General features: G+C 39.2%; 19 protein-coding genes. 4 read left to right on the top strand and 15 right to left on the bottom strand.

The genetic code is table 11. From position 1 onward, the window contains the following. Positions 1-152: 152 nt before the first annotated feature. From rhuM to MUN87_RS13450, 3 genes are all read right to left on the bottom strand, one after another. On the bottom strand, positions 153-596 hold the full coding sequence (gene rhuM, locus MUN87_RS13440; protein ID WP_244740910.1) for a RhuM family protein: 444 nt from the start codon (positions 594-596) through the stop codon (positions 153-155). Between the two features lie 416 nt (positions 597-1,012). Next, entirely contained in the window at positions 1,013-1,492 is a 480-nt protein-coding gene (gene rlmH, locus MUN87_RS13445; protein WP_244740912.1) for a 23S rRNA (pseudouridine(1915)-N(3))-methyltransferase RlmH, read from the bottom strand. A 153-nt stretch (positions 1,493-1,645) separates the two neighbouring features. After that, positions 1,646-3,007, bottom strand: a complete 1,362-nt coding sequence (locus MUN87_RS13450) for an alkaline phosphatase (protein ID WP_244740915.1) — start codon at positions 3,005-3,007, stop codon at positions 1,646-1,648. A 291-nt stretch (positions 3,008-3,298) separates the two neighbouring features. Between MUN87_RS13450 and MUN87_RS13455 the strand changes: the two genes are divergently transcribed. The 4 genes from MUN87_RS13455 to MUN87_RS13470 all read left to right on the top strand — a co-directional run bounded on the left by MUN87_RS13455 (position 3,299) and on the right by MUN87_RS13470 (position 6,632). Beyond that, positions 3,299-3,658, top strand: coding sequence for a Lin0512 family protein (locus MUN87_RS13455; RefSeq protein ID WP_244740917.1), 360 nt, complete (start codon positions 3,299-3,301; stop codon positions 3,656-3,658). A 22-nt stretch (positions 3,659-3,680) separates the two neighbouring features. Then, positions 3,681-4,673, top strand: coding sequence for an L-glyceraldehyde 3-phosphate reductase (gene mgrA, locus MUN87_RS13460; RefSeq protein ID WP_244740919.1), 993 nt, complete (start codon positions 3,681-3,683; stop codon positions 4,671-4,673). 96 nt (positions 4,674-4,769) lie between these two features. Further along, positions 4,770-5,126, top strand: coding sequence for a hypothetical protein (locus tag MUN87_RS13465; RefSeq protein WP_244740922.1), 357 nt, complete (start codon positions 4,770-4,772; stop codon positions 5,124-5,126). A 321-nt stretch (positions 5,127-5,447) separates the two neighbouring features. Continuing rightward, positions 5,448-6,632 (top strand): hypothetical protein, encoded by a 1,185-nt coding sequence (locus tag MUN87_RS13470; protein ID WP_244740925.1) that lies wholly within the window; start codon positions 5,448-5,450, stop codon positions 6,630-6,632. A 51-nt stretch (positions 6,633-6,683) separates the two neighbouring features. Here the strand turns inward: MUN87_RS13470 and MUN87_RS13475 are convergent, their stop codons facing one another. From MUN87_RS13475 to MUN87_RS13530, 12 genes are all read right to left on the bottom strand, one after another. Further along, complete coding sequence (locus MUN87_RS13475; protein ID WP_244740928.1) at positions 6,684-8,408, bottom strand: methyl-accepting chemotaxis protein; 1,725 nt, start codon at positions 8,406-8,408, stop codon at positions 6,684-6,686. 95 nt (positions 8,409-8,503) lie between these two features. Next, positions 8,504-9,613, bottom strand: coding sequence for a hypothetical protein (locus MUN87_RS13480; protein WP_244740931.1), 1,110 nt, complete (start codon positions 9,611-9,613; stop codon positions 8,504-8,506). Next, positions 9,613-10,353 (bottom strand): M15 family metallopeptidase, encoded by a 741-nt coding sequence (locus MUN87_RS13485; RefSeq protein ID WP_244740933.1) that lies wholly within the window; start codon positions 10,351-10,353, stop codon positions 9,613-9,615. The genes MUN87_RS13480 and MUN87_RS13485 overlap by 1 nt, the downstream gene beginning before the upstream one ends. A gap of 682 nt (positions 10,354-11,035) precedes the next feature. Next, positions 11,036-11,995, bottom strand: a complete 960-nt coding sequence (gene manA / locus MUN87_RS13490) for a mannose-6-phosphate isomerase, class I (protein WP_244740934.1) — start codon at positions 11,993-11,995, stop codon at positions 11,036-11,038. A 328-nt stretch (positions 11,996-12,323) separates the two neighbouring features. Beyond that, entirely contained in the window at positions 12,324-13,568 is a 1,245-nt protein-coding gene (locus MUN87_RS13495) for a S1C family serine protease (protein WP_244740936.1), read from the bottom strand. A 16-nt stretch (positions 13,569-13,584) separates the two neighbouring features. Then, a complete protein-coding gene (locus MUN87_RS13500) occupies positions 13,585-14,382 on the bottom strand; it encodes an MBL fold metallo-hydrolase (protein WP_244740938.1) in 798 nt (265 codons plus the stop codon). Between the two features lie 2 nt (positions 14,383-14,384). Continuing rightward, positions 14,385-15,314, bottom strand: coding sequence for a two-component system regulatory protein YycI (locus MUN87_RS13505; protein WP_244740941.1), 930 nt, complete (start codon positions 15,312-15,314; stop codon positions 14,385-14,387). Then, positions 15,295-16,665 (bottom strand): YycH family regulatory protein, encoded by a 1,371-nt coding sequence (locus MUN87_RS13510; protein ID WP_244740943.1) that lies wholly within the window; start codon positions 16,663-16,665, stop codon positions 15,295-15,297. Before MUN87_RS13510 ends, MUN87_RS13505 begins: the two co-directional genes overlap by 20 nt. Continuing rightward, positions 16,662-18,488, bottom strand: a complete 1,827-nt coding sequence (gene walK, locus MUN87_RS13515) for a cell wall metabolism sensor histidine kinase WalK (RefSeq protein ID WP_244740946.1) — start codon at positions 18,486-18,488, stop codon at positions 16,662-16,664. Before walK ends, MUN87_RS13510 begins: the two co-directional genes overlap by 4 nt. Before the next feature lie 6 nt (positions 18,489-18,494). Then, positions 18,495-19,199, bottom strand: a complete 705-nt coding sequence (yycF, locus tag MUN87_RS13520) for a response regulator YycF (RefSeq protein WP_244740947.1) — start codon at positions 19,197-19,199, stop codon at positions 18,495-18,497. Between the two features lie 162 nt (positions 19,200-19,361). Continuing rightward, positions 19,362-20,765: a M23 family metallopeptidase gene (locus tag MUN87_RS13525; protein ID WP_244740949.1), complete on the bottom strand. Its 1,404-nt coding sequence runs from the start codon at positions 20,763-20,765 to the stop codon at positions 19,362-19,364. Between the two features lie 333 nt (positions 20,766-21,098). After that, positions 21,099-21,485 carry an ectoine synthase gene (locus MUN87_RS13530; protein WP_244740952.1) on the bottom strand — a complete coding sequence of 129 codons (387 nt, stop codon included), beginning with the start codon at positions 21,483-21,485 and terminating at the stop codon, positions 21,099-21,101. Positions 21,486-22,116: the final 631 nt, after the last annotated feature.

The following is a 22,116-nucleotide window of genomic DNA, read 5'->3' on the forward strand; positions in this document are numbered from 1 at the left end:
TTTTTCAATGGTAGGTGGTATAAAAGACGCATATGTGCATCAACGGGAAGGAATAGAAAAAGTGAAGCAATATTTTGCTCCATTCTGTTATATACGTGCATTTATTTACAGTACGGTATCAGCATGATGTATCTAAATGAGGATTCCCTGATTTATTTCTTTAAGTTCTGATTCTCGATAAATTGCTCAAAATCATCTTTAGTATCTTGATTTAAACGATGCTGATTAAATTTTTCATACTCTTGCATTGCTAACTTATCGGCTACATATTTTGATATTCTCCCTGCATTTTCAAGAATGTCACGATCATTAAATTGAAGAAAAGCATTTAGTTTATCCATCCACTCTTTCATATGCATTGGCTGTTGTCTTTCCGCTTGATCCTCAGCATAATCTAAATACATTGTGACAATTCTATTGAGGTATTCATTTAAGCGTGCCGTTGCACATTGGCGGAATTGTGTACCTCGGTGGGATCGGACTCTGTATCCAATCGCGATAATCATTTGGAGATTGTAGTGTTTTGTCGTATAATTTTTACCATCTTTCGCAGTTGTCAAGTAAAACTTGACAACTGCATTCTCATCTAATTCCATCTCATCAAAGATTTTTTTGATATGAAGGCTGATATTCTGCTTAGTCGATTGTTATAAATCCGCAATTGCCTTTTGTGTCATCCAAACTGTCTCATTTTCCAATCTAACATCGATTTTAGTGTTTCCATCCTCTGCTTGATAGATTAAGATGTCCGGTTCATTTTGCATTATCTTCACTCCTTTTTAAAAGAATTGAATTTAACTGCCAGCTCATAAACCTTCTTGTATGTACTATTATACCATTAGATCATTGGATAACTTAATAAAAAGGGAACGTTTATTCTCATCGTTTTAATTGATATTTTGGTATAAAAAAGAACCCCTTTAAATTGCTCACGAGTTCCACGGGGCTGAATTTTATTATTTAATTTGTTCTAAATAAAGATTTACTTATTTCTATTCCTATATTTTTTCTTTTATTTATGATAAGGTTCCCCCTTAATAATCCGAAACCCCCGATAAACCTGCTCCACCAGCACCAGCCGCATCAACTGATGAGGAAATGTCATCTTCGAAAAAGACAGCGCATAATCACTGCGATCCATCACGTCCTGGCTCAATCCAAGCGATCCACCAATGACAAAAACGATCTTGCTTTTGCCATGAATCATTAATTGCTCTATTTTTTCGGCAAATTTCTCAGAGGTCACCATTTGGCCCTTTATTTCCAGGGAAATAACGTAAGCGTCTGGAGCGATTTTCGACAAAATTCTCTCGCCCTCTTTGCGCTTCACCTCTTCCTGTTCGGCATCGCTCATATTTTCCGGTGCTTTTTCATCTGGCACTTCGATCATATCAATATTGCCATAGGCACCAAGTCGTTTTACATATTCCTGAATTCCTTGCTTTAAATACTTTTCCTTTAATTTTCCGACAGCTACAATTGTTATTTTCACGTACAGATTACGTCCCTTCCAAATGCTTAGTTACCCTATTGTAGCAAAAATAGTGCTTTTACACGAGTTCACAAAAATCTTCCTATTTAATAGACTTCGATAAGCAGAAGACAAACAAAAGAGCCTACCAAAAGGTAAGCTCTTAGCAAAAACTTAATTATCTAAGTCAACCCTTAAAATATCGGCAAGGATTTCCGGAAGGTCTGTATTGTCATGAAACCCGACAAATTTATCCGATTGTGGTCCATAGGCATAAACAGGGATGTCGGCAGCAGTATGATTCGTACTGGTCCATCCAATTCCCGCGTGGTTGCTCACTGCAGTATTGATGGCAAGCGCCACATCCTCTGCTTCTTGAATGGACTGCACCTCTTCGTCTGTTAAGCTGATATTCGTGTATTGCTCGACGATTTCTTTAACTTTTGAACGATCTTCGTTAATTTGAGTAGCCATGAAGTCTCCAGTAGCTGAAACATCTTGTAAAATATCCGCATGTGTACCAGAGGCAGCGCCAGTTCCTGTTGTCATTCCTCCGGTGTCGTGGTCAGCGGCAACTACTACTACTGTTTTCCGGTCTTTTTTAGCAAATTCGATTGCTTCTTGGACAGCCTTCTCAAATGCTTCTGTATCAGACATTGCCCATGCTGCATCATTGGCATGTCCCGCCCAGTCGATTTGACTTCCTTCTACCATAAGAAAGAAACCATCTTTATCCTCTTGCAGAATATCAATCGATGCTTCTGTCATTTCAGCAAGACTTGGTTCTACTGTTTCGTCGCGGTGCATAGATGGCGCTAGTGCATCTTCAGCGAATAAACCAAGCAATTTCTCTCCATCATCCACATCTATATCCGTACTCTTTCCTAACTCATCTCTTGTCTGGGCATAGGTAAAACCTGATTTACGCGCTTCATCAATAAGGTTTAATTCCTCTTGGTTACCACCTTCTGATGCTGGTAAGAACATGTTCTGGCCACCACCAAGCAGAACATCTACTTCACTAGCTATGTATTGTCTTGCAATTTCTGTTTGGTTATTACGGTCTTCCACATTCGCAACAAATGAAGCAGGGGTTGCATGTGTAATCGTTGAAGTAGCGACTAAACCTGATGATTTTCCAGCGTCTTCTGCAGCATCCAGAATCGAGGATAATTCCTCTCCTTCTGCATCAAGACCTATCACACCATTGTTTGTTTTGACACCTGTAGCCATGGCAGTACCGGCAGCTGCAGAATCTGTGATATCAGCATTAGCAGAATGAGTGGTATACATTCCTTTCAGGTGATCATCCCAGACAGCATTCTCACCCTTATATACCCGGTAATTCCCGGCATAATCTGAGCTAAAGCCATCGGGAATCATGTAAATCACGTTCTCGACTTTCTTACCACCGTGACCATGTCCCTTGCCGTTGCCTTTTCCAGCAAAATCGGGCTTGTCTGCAAATACGGGGATACTCATAGCGGACAACACCAAACCTGTACTAAGTGCTACTGCTCCCATTTTCTTCAACAAATCTATCAGCTCCTTCTTAAGTTTTCTTTCAGTTAGTAATGTACTAGATGAATATTGAGTTGCAATTACAGCACAGTAAAGGTTTATTAAAGAAAAATCATACTAAAAATCTATGATTAGAGACCTTATTCTATTTACCTTTACTATATTACTAGACTTTCGATCCTACATTTCCTGCAAAGGTATCTTCATGACGTAGGTTATGGGATACATCGGGGTGTTCAGAATTGATTTTAATCAGTTTTTCTCGTAATCTATTATTAGGGACAACACGCGTTTGGAGGCGATTCCATGGAAAAAATTATTTTTATTGAAACAGGTACCGGTATTGATGTACACGGACAAAATGTGACCAAGGCATGCCTGCGTGCTGTAGAAAATGCGATTCATTACAATTCGATGCCAGGCATTAAACAGTACTTACCAGAGCAAGATTTACATAATATGCAGGTTAATGTTCGATTAGCAGTTCCAATGGACAAGGAGCAAGTCGACATTGAGCTGGTCAAAAAAGAAATACCATATGGCACCGTCACCGTTGACGTGATCGATGGTGGTATGGCGACGAGCTCAGGGATTGTACTCGAAGATAAAGAAGATAAGAACGATCTCATGTATATCGTCAATGCTGCTGTAGAAGTTGGTTATTGAACCTATTAGAGGAGGAATGGACATGTCGTATATCGCTGATCCAGAAAGGTATCAACAAATTCCTTATAATCGTTGTGGGAATTCTGGTGTGAAATTGCCGGCGATTTCGTTTGGCTTATGGAATAACTTTGGGGATGAAGATACGTTAAGCAATCAACGCCAAATGTTAATGAAAGCTTTTGATTTAGGCATTACCCATTTTGACTTAGCAAACAATTACGGTCCACCACCAGGGGCTGCCGAAGCAAATTTCGGACGGATCCTCAAACAAGATCTTGCCGCTTATCGTGATGAAATGATCATCTCGACAAAAGCTGGATACAAAATGTGGGACGGACCATACGGCGATTGGGGGTCAAAGAAATATCTTGTCTCCAGTCTGGATCAGAGCTTGCAGCGAATGAATCTTGATTATGTCGATATTTTTTATCACCATCGGCCAGATCCAGAGACACCGCTGGAGGAAACAATGGCAGCGCTTGATCTCCTTGTTCGTCAAGGAAAAGCATTGTATGTTGGGATATCCAATTACAGTGCAGAACAAACCAAGAAGGCTGCAGCCATTCTTAAGGAACAAGGTACACCTTTTATCATTCATCAGGCTGCTTACTCCATGCTTGATCGAACCATTGAAACTGGCTTAACCGATGTACTGGAGGAAAATGAAATTGGCTGTATCGCATATGTACCACTTGCGCAAGGACTGTTAACGAATAAATACTTAAATGGGATTCCCAAAGATTCTCGTGCCGCCAAAGAATTTATTCCGTTTTTAAATGAACACGATATTTCATCTGATAAATTACAAACGATTAAATCACTCAACGCCATTGCTGCTGGCCGAGGTCAAAGCTTGGCACAAATGGCGCTCGTATGGGTGTTGCAGCAAAAATCAGTAGTATCGGCTCTTATTGGAGCAAGTCGTGCCAGTCAGATAGAAGAAAACGTCAAAGCACTCGATAATCCTAGCTTCACACAGGATGAACTGGCTGCCATTGATGCGATTTTAAAATAATAGGAAAAAAGGTGCTCATCATCAAAAGATGTGCACCTTTTTTTCGTAACCACACGGCTGCTTTTTCCGTCTAATAAAAAAAGGAGCTGTTGGAACATGAGAAAATTAATGTTCATTTTCATCATTTCTTTCTGTTTGATGGCATGTTCGAAACAGCCTGACGTTAGCATGGAGCCTTCCGAGCAGACAAAGCAAACGGATATGCGAGAAATCGTATGGGAGCAGCTTTCCGAAGAACAAAGACAATGGGTTAATGGCAGTTGGAAAGATGCCAAGGTCTCGAAAGTCACACTTACATCGTATATGGTTGCACAGTCCGTTGATCCATCCCACTTTGGCAAGGAAGTATTGGTACTTGATTTCCCTACCAAAACTAAAAGTATACCGAGTAATATGATCATCTACGCCGACATCGATACGTATGATTATATTAGTTCCGGTCTGGTTGACTAATGGGAAATTTAATTCGCTTCTTATTTCACCCAGGTAAATTAGATTACAAAAGACACGCAGAGCGTTTCATGTGAAACATGCAGTACTAAAAGTTACTGCATGTTTTTTTACCTAGTTCTACTATCCTGAAATTTATTATAATAGGACTCTTCTATTGGTTTTACAATTCATCATTATTCGCTGACTAATCATAGTGCCCCAACAGTCTACCTATTTTCTGTCTATAAAATAGCTAACATACAAATAACCACTTTATCCCTATTTACCAATTTTTATTATACTGAGAAAATTGAAAGTAAATATATGGAAAGGGGATAATGCATGAGACTTTTAAACATTGTGTTGACGACCGTATTCTTGTTTATGTGCTGGAACGCAGGTGGTAACGTTACCCAAGCAACTGGATCAGAAGAGCCTGATCTGGCTTGGCAAAAATCACTGGAAGAAGCAGGTGCCGTAAAGGAAAAAGTTAAGAACGGCTTTTTGTTCGCAAAGCTTGAGAATGACAAAATTATTATTCAACATACTGGTGTATCTGGTACGGTCAAACAGGTGACAACTGCTCCAAATCCAGATCTGGATGCACTCAATGCGTTCACGCTAACCGATAATGGCAATTTTGTTATTGCTGGTCTTATACGTAATCAGGATGCTCCATTTAACAAAATACACTTTGTAAAAATAGCAAAGTCAGGTGAGATATTATGGGAGCGCAAGTCGGACAAGCTTTCAAAAAATACCAAAGGGAATCTCGTCCAAACAGGTGGTGGCTATTACTATAGCAATACCTTGCCCATATCTAACCAACAATCCCAAAACGAAGATATCCTGCTGATGAAACTAAATGAATCAGGTGAATCGATATGGACGAAATCACTTGGGGGCGACTATCGTGATCTGGCAAAAGACCTCTTGCCGAATGAAGATGGTGGCGTGCTGGTTGCAGGGAATTGGATTAAGCGGCCAGGAGATTGGTCGACGGAAGATGCAGATGCGTATTTAGCTTCATTCCAATCAGACGGCACGATGGAATGGGAATTAAAGCATGAGACAGGGGCGTATACCAGTATTAGTGCCATTGAAAGAGATGACAATGGTAATATTATCGTTGCTGGATACGATGGTTCCGTTAACTATTATCCATCTGTCAATATAAGTGGTTACGTTTTTTCCATTGATCAGAATGCGAACGTTTTATGGGAGCAAACACTACCAGATGAACAGAGAGACAGTACGTTTTCCGATGTTCAGCTTGCCCATGATGGTAATCTGTTGTTAACTGGGTATGCGAATTACCAGCCAATTAATGCTGGAATGTATGATTCGGATTTATATGTTACGAAAATAAACAGAAATGGCGAAACGATTTGGGAGAAGTTGTTGCAGGAAGATGCTAATCCCTTGGAAGGAACGAGCATACAGCAAACACATGGCAATGCTACACTCATCCTCACCAATAAAGACTTAGACAGATTTATTACCAAGCTGGAGCCTGCTCATCCTTAGACTTTAATGTTAGGCCAGGACGAGGGTTTAAAGCCCTCGTCCTGACCCTTATCACTCCACCCGATAGCCCGAAACTTGTTGATGGAGCTCGTGGCTTGATTTAGCAACACGATCAAGGCCATGATCTAGTTCTTCTACCGATGCATTCATTTCTTCCGAGACCGCGGCTAAGGATTCAGCGTTGCTGACGTACTGCTCTGTCGTGTGTCGCATTTCTAGGATAAAGGTCAATACATCTTTTAGTCTGCCGCTCATTTTCTCAGCTAGTGGTACGATTTGCTGATTCTGTTGTTCGACTTTTTCAGTTACTTCGCGCATGTATTGGAAATGCTGACGTGAGTCTTGGATAGATACTTTGGACGCTTGCACTTGTTTTCTCGTTGAACCAATTTGCTCTGTTACTTTTTCCTTTTGCGTTTGGATACTGGCAATCATTTCACTGATTTCCTGAGCAGCGTGTTTGGATTGATCTGCTAAGTGTCGTACTTCATTAGCAACAACAGCAAATCCTTTCCCTGATTCCCCCGCTCTTGCTGCTTCTACTTGTGCATTCAATGATAACAGGTTGGTTTGACCGGCAATTTGATCTATCGTTTGGACGAACTGATCCATCATCTCCATTTTTTTATCTAGAGTGAGCAGTTCTGCCACCGATGATTGCATGCTGTTCTCCATCTCATCGGTTGCTGCCTGGATACTCTCCATATCCTTTACGCCGGATTGGGCCTTGCGATTGGCTTCCATGCTTGATTCATTCATATCGTTCGTTAATTGTTTTACTTGATCCAGCATTTGGTCCACATGATGCAGTAAATCAGTAGATTCAGAAATGCCTGACAGCTGCGTTTGTGATTGAACTGCGAATTCACTGACAGAACCTGCGACTTGATCTATTCCGCTTACCGTATCCTTCATTTGTGATGACAGCTGATAGCTCGTCTCTGTCGACTGCCTGCTATATTGATGAACCGTTGAAAAAATGGTCTGCATCGACGCTTTTAAATAATTCATACTCGTTGTTAATCGACCGATTTCGTCCTTGCTCTTATGTGTTAATGATGGCATCGTTAAATCACCATCTGCTAACTGGTCGACATAATCAGCGATATAAATAATCGGTTTGCGGATATAATTTTGTGTTAAAAAGCCTAATAGACACGCCAAAACAATCGCAATTATGCTAATGATAATATTCGATTGAATCGCTTGTTCACTCATCGTAACCGAATTCTCTGTCTGATCGGCAATATATTGATTTAAGGCCTGCTGCATATTGGACATTTCCTGTGCAGAACGCTCGAAATATGCAATGCTTTTGTATAATTCATCTTGTGCCACTGCTGTTTGTTTAGCTTCAGCAGCTTCGATCACACGATTAGCCACTTCCTGATACTGTTGCCAGGATTGGCGATATTGGTTGTAACTAGCTGCTAATTCCTGCTGTTGCAAGCCATTAATATAAGCGTCAATTTCAGTCAAATCTTCTTCCATTAATGTTAATGCTTCCTCTATCTCTTTTTTGAAATTATTGACGGAGACAGACATGGTAGTGGAAGCTGTTTCTTGCAATGTATTATGTACTTCATACATCCGCTTATAACTGTCAGTAGCCGTTTGCAGCATAGGCAGATGCTTTTCATCAATCTCATGGTTACTCACTTCAATGTTTTGAAAATGAACGAAACTCCATGCACTGCTCACCAAGAATAACAGCAAAAATGTCATAAAACTAAGGAATATTCGAGCCTTCATCGATAGTCTTCTTTTTTTAAACACGACCGTTCCCCCTTCTATAGTCCCACGTTAATTGTACAAAAGGTACTATAGAATAGGAATATATACAGGGGTAATTTAACACAAACTTTACATGATTACTGACGATCATTCCAAACAAATACAACGCCTGCACGTGGTAGAATCCAATCATGAATATCGATCTTTATCGTGTCATTGGGCAGACGGGTAATAGACTCTGCTTCATTAAGAAAAGGGATTGCTTCGACTTCCATTTCATTTTCCAAATGCATAAACATGATTTCAACATCTTCCGTCGGTTCCGAAATCATCACTATAAATTTCTTCTGGGTACGCAGCTGTGGCATTTGGAATCGAATATGAACCTTCGATAATACCGATGAATGAAGTGTTTCCGGTATATCTAAAAGTAAATGAAAGCCTTCATACCCTTCATTATGGATCACTTGATAAGGTACCACCTCACCATCAATTTCAATTGTAAATTGCAAAAAACTTTTTACAAATTGCTCCATTTCGTGATTCGATAACTCTTGCAACATACTATTATGTTCTTCGTTTACCCACAAATTTTCACGGAACATAAATTCTGCACGCTGATAAAGTCCGTCCAGAGTACTCTCTTTGTAAGAAAAACCAATTCGAACATCATTACTTTGTATAAAATTGGTAATGTCCCTTTCAAATGACAAATCCTCTCTTACAAAATAATAGTCATCCGGGTTAAATATAAATATTGTTTCATCGTCAACAGCAAAAGTTTTTGTCACCTTATCCCCTAAATACGAGATATAATATTTAAAATGATGACGGTATTGATAGGATTTTGATAAATAAGATTGAATCAGTGTGTCATATACCATATTACCTACAGTTTTTCCAAGTATGGATTCGGTAGATTTCTGAATAAACGCTTTTTTGGAATCATTGGAAAAACGATCGATTACTTGTTCATCAAGCAACATCGTTTCTGTTATTTTTTCTGAAAGTTCACGGTCCTTGTGTTGTTGGGTAAAGCGATCATACAAAAAATTGAAAAGAACTAATGGGATCATCACTCCAACCAGAGCGTTAATCAAATCCATATAAAGTCGGTCCCATGTGTAAATACCAAATAAGACATTTATCAATATGACGACGAATAATAATAGTAAAACAACAATAAAGAATAAGACACTTATATTTTTAAATGATCTTGTTAGTAAAGAATGATCTTTCTTATTCACTAACATCCCTCCTTAAATGGTGCGACTCCATACTTGGCAACAGCATAACCTGCTTGCTGCGCCCACCATTGATCACCGTAGTCAAAATGCCACCACTCCTGATGGAAGTTAGTGAACCCTACATCTTTCAATAGATAATAAAGTAATCGACGGTTTTCTAAGATAGTCTGTTCTTGTTTCGATAATTTTTGTCCCGATGCTAACTTCTCAAAATAAGCGGTGTTCGCTTTCTCGGTAAAATCATCAAAAGCAGTGCCAAAATCCAATAACTGCTTCTTTTCATTCCTTATCGTTAAATCAACTGCTCCACCAGTGATATGTGGCGCTGGTTTTCTTTCATCTATGGACGGATAAGACACAAATAATTTGGTTTTTTCATGCCATACTGATGAAGGATGATCAGGAAACTGCTGTTGGATTTTATTGAAATACTGATCATAGATCTCCTTTTGAACGTCAAAAGGACGGTAGCCATCCCAAATAACAAATTGATAACCTTTCGGGAGCTGTCTGGCTGCTTTGGCAAGCAAATCTAATACAGATTGGCGCAGATAACAATGTGATAATGCACCTTTTAATTGCCACTTATAATACATCGGATCTTCCACTATATAATTAGATTGGTATTCTGAAATGCTAATCAACGGTTCACCATTGTCTTCAATATGTACCTCATGCTGTTGAATAGCTGGAGGTACATACTCTGGAATGATTCTGTTAGAGTTATATTCCTTGCTCATGCTATCTACTCCTATCCTGATTTGTATTTATCATATCAAAACTAGAGAAAAAAGGTAGAGCAAATTAAATTTAGCGTTGAAAAATCGAGCATAAACCCGTTTGATGTTGTGCTGACGAACAGTTAGTCTATCGGAATTTTCCCTAAGGTCTATTGTTTGTATTGGGCGGATTGATGGGAGTTCTATCGGACAGTAGAACACTTCTTGAGCTTGATTTTGTCCATTTGGGCGCTTCTATCGGACGGGGGAGCACTTCTTGACCTTGGTTTTGTCCGTTTGAGCGCTTCTATCGGACGGGGGAGCACTTCTTGACCTTGGTTTTGTCCGTTTGAGCGCTTCTATCGGACAGGGGAGCGCTTCTTGACCTTGGTTTTGTCCGTTTGAGCGCTTCTATCGGACAGGGAAGCGCTTCCTGAGCCCGGTTTTGTCCGTTTGAGCGCTTCTATCGGACAGGGGAACACTTCTTGACCTTGGTTTTGTCCGTTTGGGTGCTTCTATCGGACAGGGGAGCGCTTCTTGAGCCAAGTTTTGTCCGATTGAGCTGCACAGTTCAATAAAATAATCACGCTCAATCAATCTGAACTTTTTCCTTTTCTCATTAAATATCCCTTTATACCACTACAGATTGCATACATTTGTATTTGAATAAAAAAAGCTGCCCTATTCGGCAGCTTTTTTCTCCTTATGAAGGATGTGAGACGATAAATTCACCATTTCCTTTTAATTGATAGCTGTCAATCGTTGCTGGAATGATGAAGTGATCACCTTTCTTAATCGTATATGTTTTTTCTCCTGTTGTAATGGTACCTTCACCTGCTACCATACTTACTTGCAAGAAGTCTGCATGTCTCTCCAATGACACTTCGCCTTCAAGTTCCCAGTGGTAGACGGTAAAATATTTTTCTTCTACTAATTGCGTTTCCTTCAGTCCATCTTTATTTAGCACTGTTTGGTTAAGTGATGGTGTTTCATGTGGAACAGTTGTGACCTCTTTTGCTTGTTTTAGATGTAATTCTCTTGTGTTACCCGCTGCATCGGTACGGTCATAATCATAGACACGGTAGGTAATATCCGAGCTTTGTTGTGTTTCCAGAATGACAATGCCCTTGCCAATCGCATGAATCGTACCGCTTGGTACATAGACAAAATCTCCTGCCTTCACTGGCACACGTCGTAATAGCGCATCCCACTTGCCTTGGTCAATTAGCTGCTCTAACTCTTCTCTCGTCTGCGCGTGATGACCAATGATCAGTTCCGCTCCTTCTTCTGCGCTTAATACATACCAACACTCCGTCTTACCGTATGCTTCATTTGCTACTTCACGTGCATATTGATCATCAGGATGTACTTGCACAGATAAATTATCATCTGCATCTAAAATTTTAATTAACAGTGGATAAGCCTCTGAGTTATCCACAGATTTATTAAATAATTCTCCATTTTCATTCCATGCTTCTAATAAGGTCTTCCCTTTTAGTTCACCATTTATAATTTGACTTGGACCATTTTCATGTGCAGAAATTGCCCATGCTTCACCTGTTTTTTCATAAGGAATCGTATAATGAAACTCGCTGTGCAGCTTTTGTCCTCCCCAAATACGTTCTTGAAAAATAGGTTGTAAAAATATTGGTTCCTTATACATGATTTAAGATTCTCCCTTTTGCTTTTATTGCTTGGTTCATTACAAAACATACTACCTTTGCTGTGGAAAATCAAATAATATCCATAACTTTATCCACAACATCTGCTAACAATTCACATTTTTGCTGGTTTATCCACATTTTCCTTCACAAAAACGGTGTTTATCCACAGATTTATACACATACTCACATTTTTCTTATATATATCGTATAGGAATTTATGTTCTCCACCATATCTAGACAACATCTATTATTTCTGTCCACAGTATGTGAACAAATGATAAAAAATGTGGATAAAGATCTGATTATTCGATCTTTATCCACATCCTGCTAGTAAGATAACGAGGTTAATTCTACAGTCGTTTCTTGTTTCTCACCTTCACGATAATACGTTATCGTTAAAGAATCTCCGATTGATTTGACGGAATAGAGATGTTTTCGTAAATCAACGATATCTTCAATCGGTTCACCATCTAACTGCGTAATGACATCGTACTCGGTAAGACCACCATTGTCGGCCGGTGACATTGGTTCCACACTGCGGATATAAATACCACCTTCTACCTCACTCGGTAAACTCAAACTTCTTTCCCATTCTACTCGCGCAATGTCATTTAAGGAATAAGCTTCAATACCTAAATAAGGTCGCTTGATTTCGCCGTTTTGTTCAAGCTCTTCAATAATGGGAACAACATCATCGACAGGAATGGCAAAACCGATTCCTTCCACTTCATCTTGTGCAATTTTCATCGAGTTAATCCCGATTAGTTTGCCATCCATATTGAGAAGAGCACCACCGCTGTTTCCGGGATTAATGGCGGCATCTGTCTGAATTACTTCGGCCTGCCAGTCTGCTCTGCCGTCTGCATTAAAATCTTGTGGAATGGCCCGTTGTTTCCCGCTGATAATACCCTGTGTGACAGAACCTGATAAGTGCAAACCTAATGGATTTCCAATCGCAATCGCTGGTTCTCCAACATGTACGTCATCTGAATTGCCAAATTCAATCGCTTTGCTGGCATTTGCCGCATCCATCTCAACGACAGCAAGATCAGTGTATAAATCACTGCCGACCAGTGTTGCAGAAACAGTTGTTTCCTCTTCATCCGATAGGACAATTTCCAGTTGATCCGCACCAGATACGACATGATAGTTCGTTACAATATAAGCCTTGTCGCCATCGATTTTGTAAATGACACCTGATCCTGTTCCTTGTTCACCAGACTGTTCCTGCTCCCAGAAATCTGACTGTGTTTGAATGTTTACGACACCAACTACTGCCGGTGAAATATCACCAACAATCTCTGATACCTTCGTCGAGATGTCGACTTGGATATTCTGCAATGTGGATGGCGTCTCCGATCCTTCATCGTCTGACTGGTGGATTTGCTCGTCACTGTTAACCGTGTCATCACCGAGAATCACTTGATATGGTAACCAATTGTTATTTACCATCGTCGGCAATAACACCGCAAACAAAAAAGCCCCCAACACAATACCAATGACAAAAGGCATAAACCAGCTTTTTCTTTTCACCTTCTGTCGTGTTTGGTAATGGTCATCGTAATAGCCCATTGCATCTCCTTCTTTCTTAAACGACTTCGAAGATTGGAGTCGGTGTCCTCGGATCGGTGTCATGCAATGTAAAGTCATTCCCTACTGCAAAACCGAAATCATGTAATCCATTGTGCACCGACATTCTAGCCAAATCCTTCATATTATTATCTTTACTTAAATGGGCTAAATAAATACGTTTTGTTTGATTATCGATAATATCTTTTAATGCAATTGCGCAATCATCGTTAGAAACATGACCGCTGTCGCCTAATATTCGGCGTTTCACACTCCAAGGATAGCGACCCATCCGCAGCATCTCCACATCATGATTCGCTTCAAAGACAAGTGCGTCTGCTCCTTGAACAGTCTTTTTAATCCGTTCCGATACATAGCCTAAATCCGTAACAAGTGCCACTTTCTTCCCTTCATGGTGGAAGGTGTAGAACATTGGCTCTGCCGCATCATGCGAGACCGCAAACGATTCGACGTCTATATCGCCAAATGATCTTGTTTCTTCGGTATGGAAGATAAATTTTTGATCTAATTCGATTTTTCCGATAGAAGATTCCATTGCTTTCCATGTTTTTTCATTTGCATAAATCGGTAATTGATATTTTCTTGCAAAAATACCTAACCCTTTAATATGATCACTATGCTCATGTGTCACCAGTATTTTCGATAAACTGTGCGGGTCTACATTAATTTCGTCGAACAGGCGGGTCATTTCTTTTCCGCTTAATCCTGCATCGACAAGAATTTTCTCTTTTTCTGTTCCAATATAGAAAGCATTCCCCGAGCTTCCGGATGCTAATACACTAAATTGTAATGTCATACTTACTCCACTCCGTTTGTCTCTTCTGTTTTCACAAATAGTTGCTGAATAAAATTCATGATATCTTTCTGTTCCCATTCTTCATCTGATACCTGCATGACGGTTTTGCTGTCTGCTGAGAAAAATTGATTGACCTGTGTCTTCATCTCAGTAATGAAATCAGATGTGTTCCGTGATGTCAAATGACCTTCCACTGCATTAACATAGTAATATTTGTCCCCATTTACTACGAATCCCCATGTTGGCGCAAGAACTTGAACGTTTTTAGGAAGAGGCACTAAGTTTTGGTAGCCTAACTTAACATCTTCTGTCACCTCATCGCCAGATTCAATGTAACTGCTGCTGCTTGAATACAGACCATTTAATGCCTCGATTGGTGTATTAATTTCCTCCGCCTCAGACTGCGGAACATCTTTTGATTTTTCTAATATAGTTTGCACATAATGGGTGGCTTCACCATTTTCATTGACCTGTACCAGTAATACACCACTCGAATTAAAATATACCGGACGTTCTAACGATTGAAAGAAGATGTACGTATTGGTTGCTTCGTCCTTACCAAAATAGTTATAGTCTCCAAAATGCCAGACATACTCTGACAATGCTTTCGCATCTTCATCGATGTCTATTTTCAGTGGATCCTCCAGCTGTGAAATAATTAAATGATCTTCGATGATCAGATTTCGTTGATTTGACAGGCTGCTAATCTCCTCTTTCTCCGCGTTTGTAAATTCCCGACGCTGTGCATACAGTCGTTCCGCCTCCGCAGGATATTCTTCCGGTATATGTTCAAGCCCATTAACATTGTTTTTTACATTGACCTGAAGATCCTCTAACGTATCAATTGGGTCATTAATGTAATGTTGAAGAAGAATAATATCAAGGATAAGAAAGCAAAGGATGAATAACGTTTTAATTTGTCCCCACAGCATTTGCGTTCCCTCCTTGATTAACAGTGTTATCCGTAATCATTTCCCATCCGCCATAAATTTGAACATACCAGGTTGGAATCAAATCAAACACTTGTCCTTGCTGCTCAATGTGATAGCCTAATTGGATATCTTGAATTTGGTCATAATTGTAATGTTCAGATGTCTGTAAAAAAGATTTCAATTCTTCTCCCGTCATCAAGTCTGTAGCCGCTTTGTCATAACCCCGGGTCAACTTCAGCAACGGCCTGTTATACTGAGAAATAGTCTGATTCTTAATTGTTAACGACATCGAAGCAATACCTTGATCCGAAAAGATTGGATAATTCTGATACAACATACGGAATTCAATCCTGTTACTTACATTACTTAGTGCATTTAAACGGTAACCAATACTAAAATTAGGATCGACTAACCAGCCATTGTGAGAATTAATATATTTAATCGATTGATCAATCAACTGATCATTATTATTTACCGTATCATTCTCTACTTCTTCTTTCACTTCGGTATAATTGGAATATTTCATCGAGTAACCCTGACTATCTACAATAATCTCAATTTTATCATCTTTATAAAATTCTTGGCTTTCTTCACGATCACGAGAATTCACCACATTGGAAGTATCATCAAAGAAAATCGATTTAAAAGAGGACGAATCAGGACTAATTGTTTTATAGCTAAATTTCTTCCCGATAATGTTCGCTTGATTCGGAATATAAATACTGTATCCTGTTGACCTTTCCAATTCTACATAACTTGTTAAATCTTTACTTTGCAGATCTCCTTCAAAGTAATCAAATACTTCCGCCATGTTTTGAATGCTTGCTTGAATGTCTAGTCCATCCGTATTCTCGTTATCAAATAGTACTTGCCAATTTGTCTGATTCTCATCGATAATGATATAAATCCGTTTGAATCTACTATCATTAATGATTGCTTCATCTGTGTTGAAAATGGTTCCTATGACAGAGGTCGGTAATGACGTTGGAAAAACAACCTCGATCACTCGTTCAGAATCCGCAATAATAGTATCCATATCCTTATTCTCGGAGAGCATTCGAAAATTATATAACGCCCACTGTCCTATATCCTGAAAGGTAGTAAGCTCTTGATTTTTTTCACTGAAACCATATACGGAACCACCTTCATGAATTACCAATTGGGAAGGGGTTGTAAGCATCTTGGTAGTCATATCAGTTCCTTCTGGTAATTCTGCAGCTACTGCATTATCCGGACTGTTAGAAGGTTCATATTCCCCTTCATACCGCCAAATGCCAAATGTCAGAAGGAAACTGATAACAATTAAAAAAAACAGTAATACAGTTTTTATTAATTCGAAACTAATTTTCATGATTGACTACCTCGCTTTCGATTCGTGAGCGGTAGTGTAAAGAAAATGGTTGTGCCCTGTCCCTCTTTACTAGTAGCCCATATATGACCGTGATGCGACTCAATTATTTCCTTGGAAATAGCCAGTCCTAATCCTGTACCGCCAAGTTCGCGGGACCTTGCTTTATCTACCCGATAAAAACGTTCAAAGATCTTGTCCAGTTTTTCTTTGGCGATCCCTAGCCCCTGGTCACTGATACTTATGCGGACACGCTGTTGTTCTCTTATGACCTGGAAGGTAATCTTTCCACCTTCTGGCGAATATTTAATAGCATTAGACAGAATATTATCGGTAACTTGAGTAATCTTATCCTGATCAACCATAACAAAAATACTGTCATCAGGTATTTTTCGTTCAAAGTAAATTTTTTCCGCTTTATTCATTTCAAATCGATCTAAAATATGGTGAAACAGCGGGATTATATCTAAGCGCTGTTTTAATATTGCATTTTCCTTATTGTCCATCTTGGAAAGCTGTAATAAGTCATTAACTAATCGAATCATTCGTTCTGTTTCATTCTGTGTTACACTCAAGAACTTCGGAGCTAATTCTTTATCTTCTAATGCCCCTCCGTCAGTTAGTGCTTCTAGATAGCTTCGCATCGTGGTCAATGGTGTACGGAGTTCGTGAGATACATTGGAAACAAATTCTTTCCGTTCTCTGTCGATTTTCTCTTGCTCAGTGACATCACTTATCACTGTAATTAAACCCATAAAGTGATTCTCTTCATCATGAACAAGTGAGAAATTTGCTTTTACTAAGAAAAGCTGCTCCTCATCACTGTAATCGATTGTTAACGATCCTGCCTCGTCTAATTCTTTCGCATCGATTACTTTATCTTCAATTTGAAGAACCTCTACAATTGGCAGCCCTTTTGCGTCATCCAATGAAATACCGATTAGATTGTTCGCAGGCTCATTCATTAATGTGATTTTTCCATGTTCATCTGTTGCAATAACGCCATCCGACATGTTGGAAAGAACCGAGCTTAACTTACGTCGTTCTTCCTCTGTTGTCTGATTGGCAATTCGCAGTCGGTCATTCATATCATTAAAAGTCGTGGCCAGTTGTCCAATTTCATCTTGCCCATAAACATTTACCTTTCTGGAGAAGTCACCTCGAGCCATGCCCATCGCTTGTTTTCGCATTTCGGTAATCGGCTTCGTAATCGTACGGGCAACAAGGATACCTAATATAATGGACACAACAATCGCAAGAATGGTTGCATTTAAGAAAATCTTATTAATTTCTTCCAGTTGATCATATACATCTTCAATCTTTGCTTCTACGTAAATTGTTCCGACAGGAGATTCACCATTCATGATTGGAATTAATCGTACATAAACCCGCTCTCCCGAGGATTCCAGCCGTTTGGTATCCTGATCTTCCAATCCGTGAACAAGAGCCATTCGAATGCTGTTATTGCCCGACACCTTTTTGCCAACCAATTCATAATCATCCGAGCCAAGGACTCGAAATTGTGAGTCAATTACTTTTAAATCAGAAAAAATATCAGAGGAGTACCGTCTGGTTATTTCCTGGACATCTTCCTGCAGTGTCGGACCATCACCGTCACCTGATCGATCTGTCGAAAATGCATCGGTTAGATTTCTCTCCAGGACAGTTAATCGGTCTTCAACGTTTTCCTTATAATTATTAACTAAATTCTCCTCTAATTCCGAGGTGAAATTGGTCGCGATCAACTGAATCGTCAAAATGAGAAACAACGTCAAGATAACGATGATTTTTAACCGAATCGATTGAAAAAAACTAACTCTACTCATACAGCATTACTCCTGCTCATGGTTACGCAAATAATAACCGACACCTCTTCTTGTGACGATCCATAATGGATTACTCGGGTTGTCTTCTATTTTCTCTCTCAGCCTTCTTACTGTAACGTCCACTGTACGTACATCACCGTAATAGTCATAGCCCCACACCGTTTCTAATAAGTGCTCTCTCGTCATGACCTGACCAATATGGCGCGCTAAATAATGAAGCAATTCAAACTCACGATGAGTTAACTCGATGTACTCACCATCTCTTGTTACGGTATAGGCATCTGGGTGGATAACCAGTGAGCCGACCGTTATATCACTTGTTTCGCGTTTTTGATTGGCAGGCTCTGTCTGTAAACGGCGCAGGTTGGCTTTCACTCTGGCGATTAATTCCCGGTTGCTAAATGGTTTGGTCACATAGTCATCGGCCCCAAGTTCAAGACCTAATACTTTGTCAATTTCCGCATCTTTTGCCGTTAGCATGATAATCGGCATACTGTGTGTTTTTCGGACTTCACGACATACTTCATTTCCGTCTTTCTTCGGTAGCATAATATCTAATAACATCAGATCAGGATCTTCTGTAGTAGCTAGTTCAATGGCTTCATCCCCGTCATAGGCACATAAGACTTCGTACCCTTCTTTTTCCAGGTTGAATTTCAATATATCTGCAATTGGCTTTTCATCATCGACAACTAATATTTTTTGACTCATAGCATGCACGTCCTTTTTCAATTTAATTGTTCTTATGTTCTATTCTAACCGAAATTACTTAAAATGTCTTTTCATGCTTTACTATTCACAAAAAACCCCTGCTACACCATTGTAACAAGGGTTTCTATCTATCAGGTTGTTTAGTAGGTTTGTTATAAGATTTTATAGTACGTCTTCTGGATCAACTAGTGAACCGTCTTTATATACTTCAAAGTGTAAATGTAAGCCTGTTGAGCGTCCTGTTGAGCCCATTACACCGATTTTTTGACCTTGTTCCACTGTTTGTCCAGCGGAAACACTGATGGAATCTAAGTGTGCGTAGATCGTTTTGTAGCCATTGTTATGATTAATGACGATTTTATTTCCATAACCGCCACTAGTCATGCCTGCCGAAACAACTGTACCGTTGTCCGCTGCCAGAATGGAACGATTACTTACACCAGAGATGTCAATTCCTTTATGGTGCGATCCCCATCTTTGTCCAACATGGCTAGTGATCACTCCACCAACTGCTGGCCATTGGAATTTACCAGACCCACGAGATGGTACCACTTTGGATCCTTTGACAACTACTTTGTCTGTCGCTTCTTTTGTTACATTCTCTTCCGTAACTTCAGATTTCACTGTGTTGCCATTTACTTTTTCGATTCGGTATTGTTTCTCCACCGTACCGTTTTCGCCTTCTTGTGTTACTTCCTCTTCACCTTTGTACATGTCGTCTGATTCTTTTGTTTCTGTTTCAAAGGCAATTTCTTCTTCTTCCAGTTTCTCTTCCACAACACTCACTTGTGCAAATGGTTCATACACCGTAACATTTAATACGTCACCTATTTTAATAAGCGCTTCTTCATCCAGTTTTGGATTAAGTTCTAGTAATTTTTCTAATGATAGATCATACTGACTAGCGATAGAACCTAGCACATCGCCTTCTGCTACGGTGTGTTTCTTATCTTCAAGTGTCCCTTTCTCAAGTAGTGTTACCCCTTGTTCCACGGTAAGTACTTGATCTTCGGGAACTTTTTTATCGTTTATTGAAACTTCTTTGGTTAGTGAAACGTCTATAATATGAGAGTCCCCTACAGATAATGGTTCGGTAGATGCTGAATCATTATCTAATTTTTCTAAGACGTCTGCGTCCACATATTTTTCTTTGTATGCCTGAATGACTTCATTGACTTTTTCTTCGCTAGCAAATGCACCTACGACATTATCTCCGAATGAGAGTGTCTTTGCTTCCACAGCCACGGTTAAATCTTGATCTAATTGATCTAACACTTCCTGATTATCTACCTGTGGTGTAAATACCGTTTCGGTAACGTAATTTACGTCTTCACCTACAGCATAAGTGTAATCAGTTTCTTCATTCTGGCTGGAAACCTTATCTGCTATGTAGTCTTCTACTACTTCCTTGTTGTTAACGACACCGATATGTTCGTTGTCGACATAAACGTGATAAACTTTGGTTAATTCCGATGCTTCCGCCGATACTGAATGCGACGAAAGACCTAGTGCGACAACACCAGCAACTGCTAAATGCTTCGCAAATCTTTTCAGACTTCCTTGCATTGTTACTTCCTCCTATAACCCCTACTAAACTATCATTTTTTTATATCTTTACTTCAAACTTTCTACCTCCATTAATCTAACATAAATAGAACATCGAGAAAACGTTTTTAACAAGACTGTAATACAACTGTATAATAAGTCCCAATTATTGACATAGTTTGTAATATAACACAGGTTTATATGTCTTTTTTCGTAAGATTGTGGCTAATTTTCTGGTGTTTTTACTATCTGTTAGAAAAATAATAAAGAGCATTCCCCTTTTGAGAATGCTCTTTAAAAGGTGATTGTGTTGATTTCCTTACACGTTAATCACCTGTTATATTAAACTCTAAATTAATCTTCATCTACTGGATAAACACCATTCTCGTCATGCACTTCACGTCCACTTAACGGAGGATTAAATACGCAAACCATTCTAGCGTCTTCAATTCCACGTAGCAGGTGCTCATCGTGTTCATCTAATGCATACAACGTATTTGCCTTGATAGTATGCACCTTACCATCAGAAAGTGTTTCAACCTCTGCATGGCCTTCGATACAATAAACTGCTTCTAAATGATTTTTATAATGAATATGTGTTTCAGTACCAGCACGGATAATAGTTTCATTCACAGAATAACCCATTTTATCATCTTTTGTAAGTAGACGATAACTAATCCAGTTTCCTCCGTCTACAGCACGATCTGTTCCTTTAATATCTTCTAACTTTACTACTTTCATATTTATAATCTCCTTCATCATGTATTGATAACAAATTTAATTATCTATATACCATGATAAAGAATAATAGAGGAATTAAACAACTAGTAAAAAACGTTCCTAATAGGGAAATGTGGGTATTAGAAGTAGTTAGGCTTACTTCGCATTACGATTTTACAAAATTGCTATTCTAAGCTCGGCTAAGCTGAATTTTTAAAATGTAATTTGGTTGAGCAAAAGAGGTTAACTAGCGGAAAAAGAATCACTGCACATAGATAACTTGTATTCATTACGGTAACGTATTCACTTTTCTTTTTAAAAGCATTACCTTAACTTGACGGCTATTAGCTGTGCCCACAGTACGCGGAGCCTATTTCCGGAGCTTTGCTAAGCAGATAACCTCTATCAAATTGATCATTTTCGATATATTTTAAATGCTTTGAAGTTTTAAATATGATTTTCTAGAGAGTGTAAGATATCATTTAGAATAGCTGTTCCTGAAGTATTGGCACAAGAAATCGGATTTTTGACCACAAGAGTCCTTTTGATATCCTTGAGTGGTCATATTTTTGATTCTTATGGACAACTTTTACTCTTTTTCTTTTCAACTGTCCATAAGAATGGATTAATATGAAGTGGTTGCCGAAGTGGT

The organism is Gracilibacillus salinarum (assembly GCF_022919575.1).
In the GTDB taxonomy this organism is placed as follows: domain Bacteria; phylum Bacillota; class Bacilli; order Bacillales; family Amphibacillaceae; genus Gracilibacillus; species Gracilibacillus salinarum.

Excerpts from the sequence above, each read along its gene's own strand:
- rhuM (WP_244740910.1), bottom strand. The coding sequence starts at position 596 with ATGGAATTAGATGAGAATGCAGTTGTCAAGTTTTACTTGACAACTGCG.
- MUN87_RS13455 (WP_244740917.1), top strand. The coding sequence starts at position 3,299 with ATGGAAAAAATTATTTTTATTGAAACAGGTACCGGTATTGATGTACAC.
- mgrA (WP_244740919.1), top strand. The coding sequence starts at position 3,681 with ATGTCGTATATCGCTGATCCAGAAAGGTATCAACAAATTCCTTATAAT.
- MUN87_RS13465 (WP_244740922.1), top strand. The coding sequence starts at position 4,770 with ATGAGAAAATTAATGTTCATTTTCATCATTTCTTTCTGTTTGATGGCA.
- MUN87_RS13470 (WP_244740925.1), top strand. The coding sequence starts at position 5,448 with ATGAGACTTTTAAACATTGTGTTGACGACCGTATTCTTGTTTATGTGC.
- MUN87_RS13485 (WP_244740933.1), bottom strand. The coding sequence starts at position 10,353 with ATGAGCAAGGAATATAACTCTAACAGAATCATTCCAGAGTATGTACCT.
- manA (WP_244740934.1), bottom strand. The coding sequence starts at position 11,995 with ATGTATAAGGAACCAATATTTTTACAACCTATTTTTCAAGAACGTATT.
- MUN87_RS13495 (WP_244740936.1), bottom strand. The coding sequence starts at position 13,568 with ATGGGCTATTACGATGACCATTACCAAACACGACAGAAGGTGAAAAGA.
- MUN87_RS13500 (WP_244740938.1), bottom strand. The coding sequence starts at position 14,382 with ATGACATTACAATTTAGTGTATTAGCATCCGGAAGCTCGGGGAATGCT.
- MUN87_RS13505 (WP_244740941.1), bottom strand. The coding sequence starts at position 15,314 with ATGCTGTGGGGACAAATTAAAACGTTATTCATCCTTTGCTTTCTTATC.
- MUN87_RS13510 (WP_244740943.1), bottom strand. The coding sequence starts at position 16,665 with ATGAAAATTAGTTTCGAATTAATAAAAACTGTATTACTGTTTTTTTTA.
- walK (WP_244740946.1), bottom strand. The coding sequence starts at position 18,488 with ATGAGTAGAGTTAGTTTTTTTCAATCGATTCGGTTAAAAATCATCGTT.
- yycF (WP_244740947.1), bottom strand. The coding sequence starts at position 19,199 with ATGAGTCAAAAAATATTAGTTGTCGATGATGAAAAGCCAATTGCAGAT.
- MUN87_RS13525 (WP_244740949.1), bottom strand. The coding sequence starts at position 20,765 with ATGCAAGGAAGTCTGAAAAGATTTGCGAAGCATTTAGCAGTTGCTGGT.
- MUN87_RS13530 (WP_244740952.1), bottom strand. The coding sequence starts at position 21,485 with ATGAAAGTAGTAAAGTTAGAAGATATTAAAGGAACAGATCGTGCTGTA.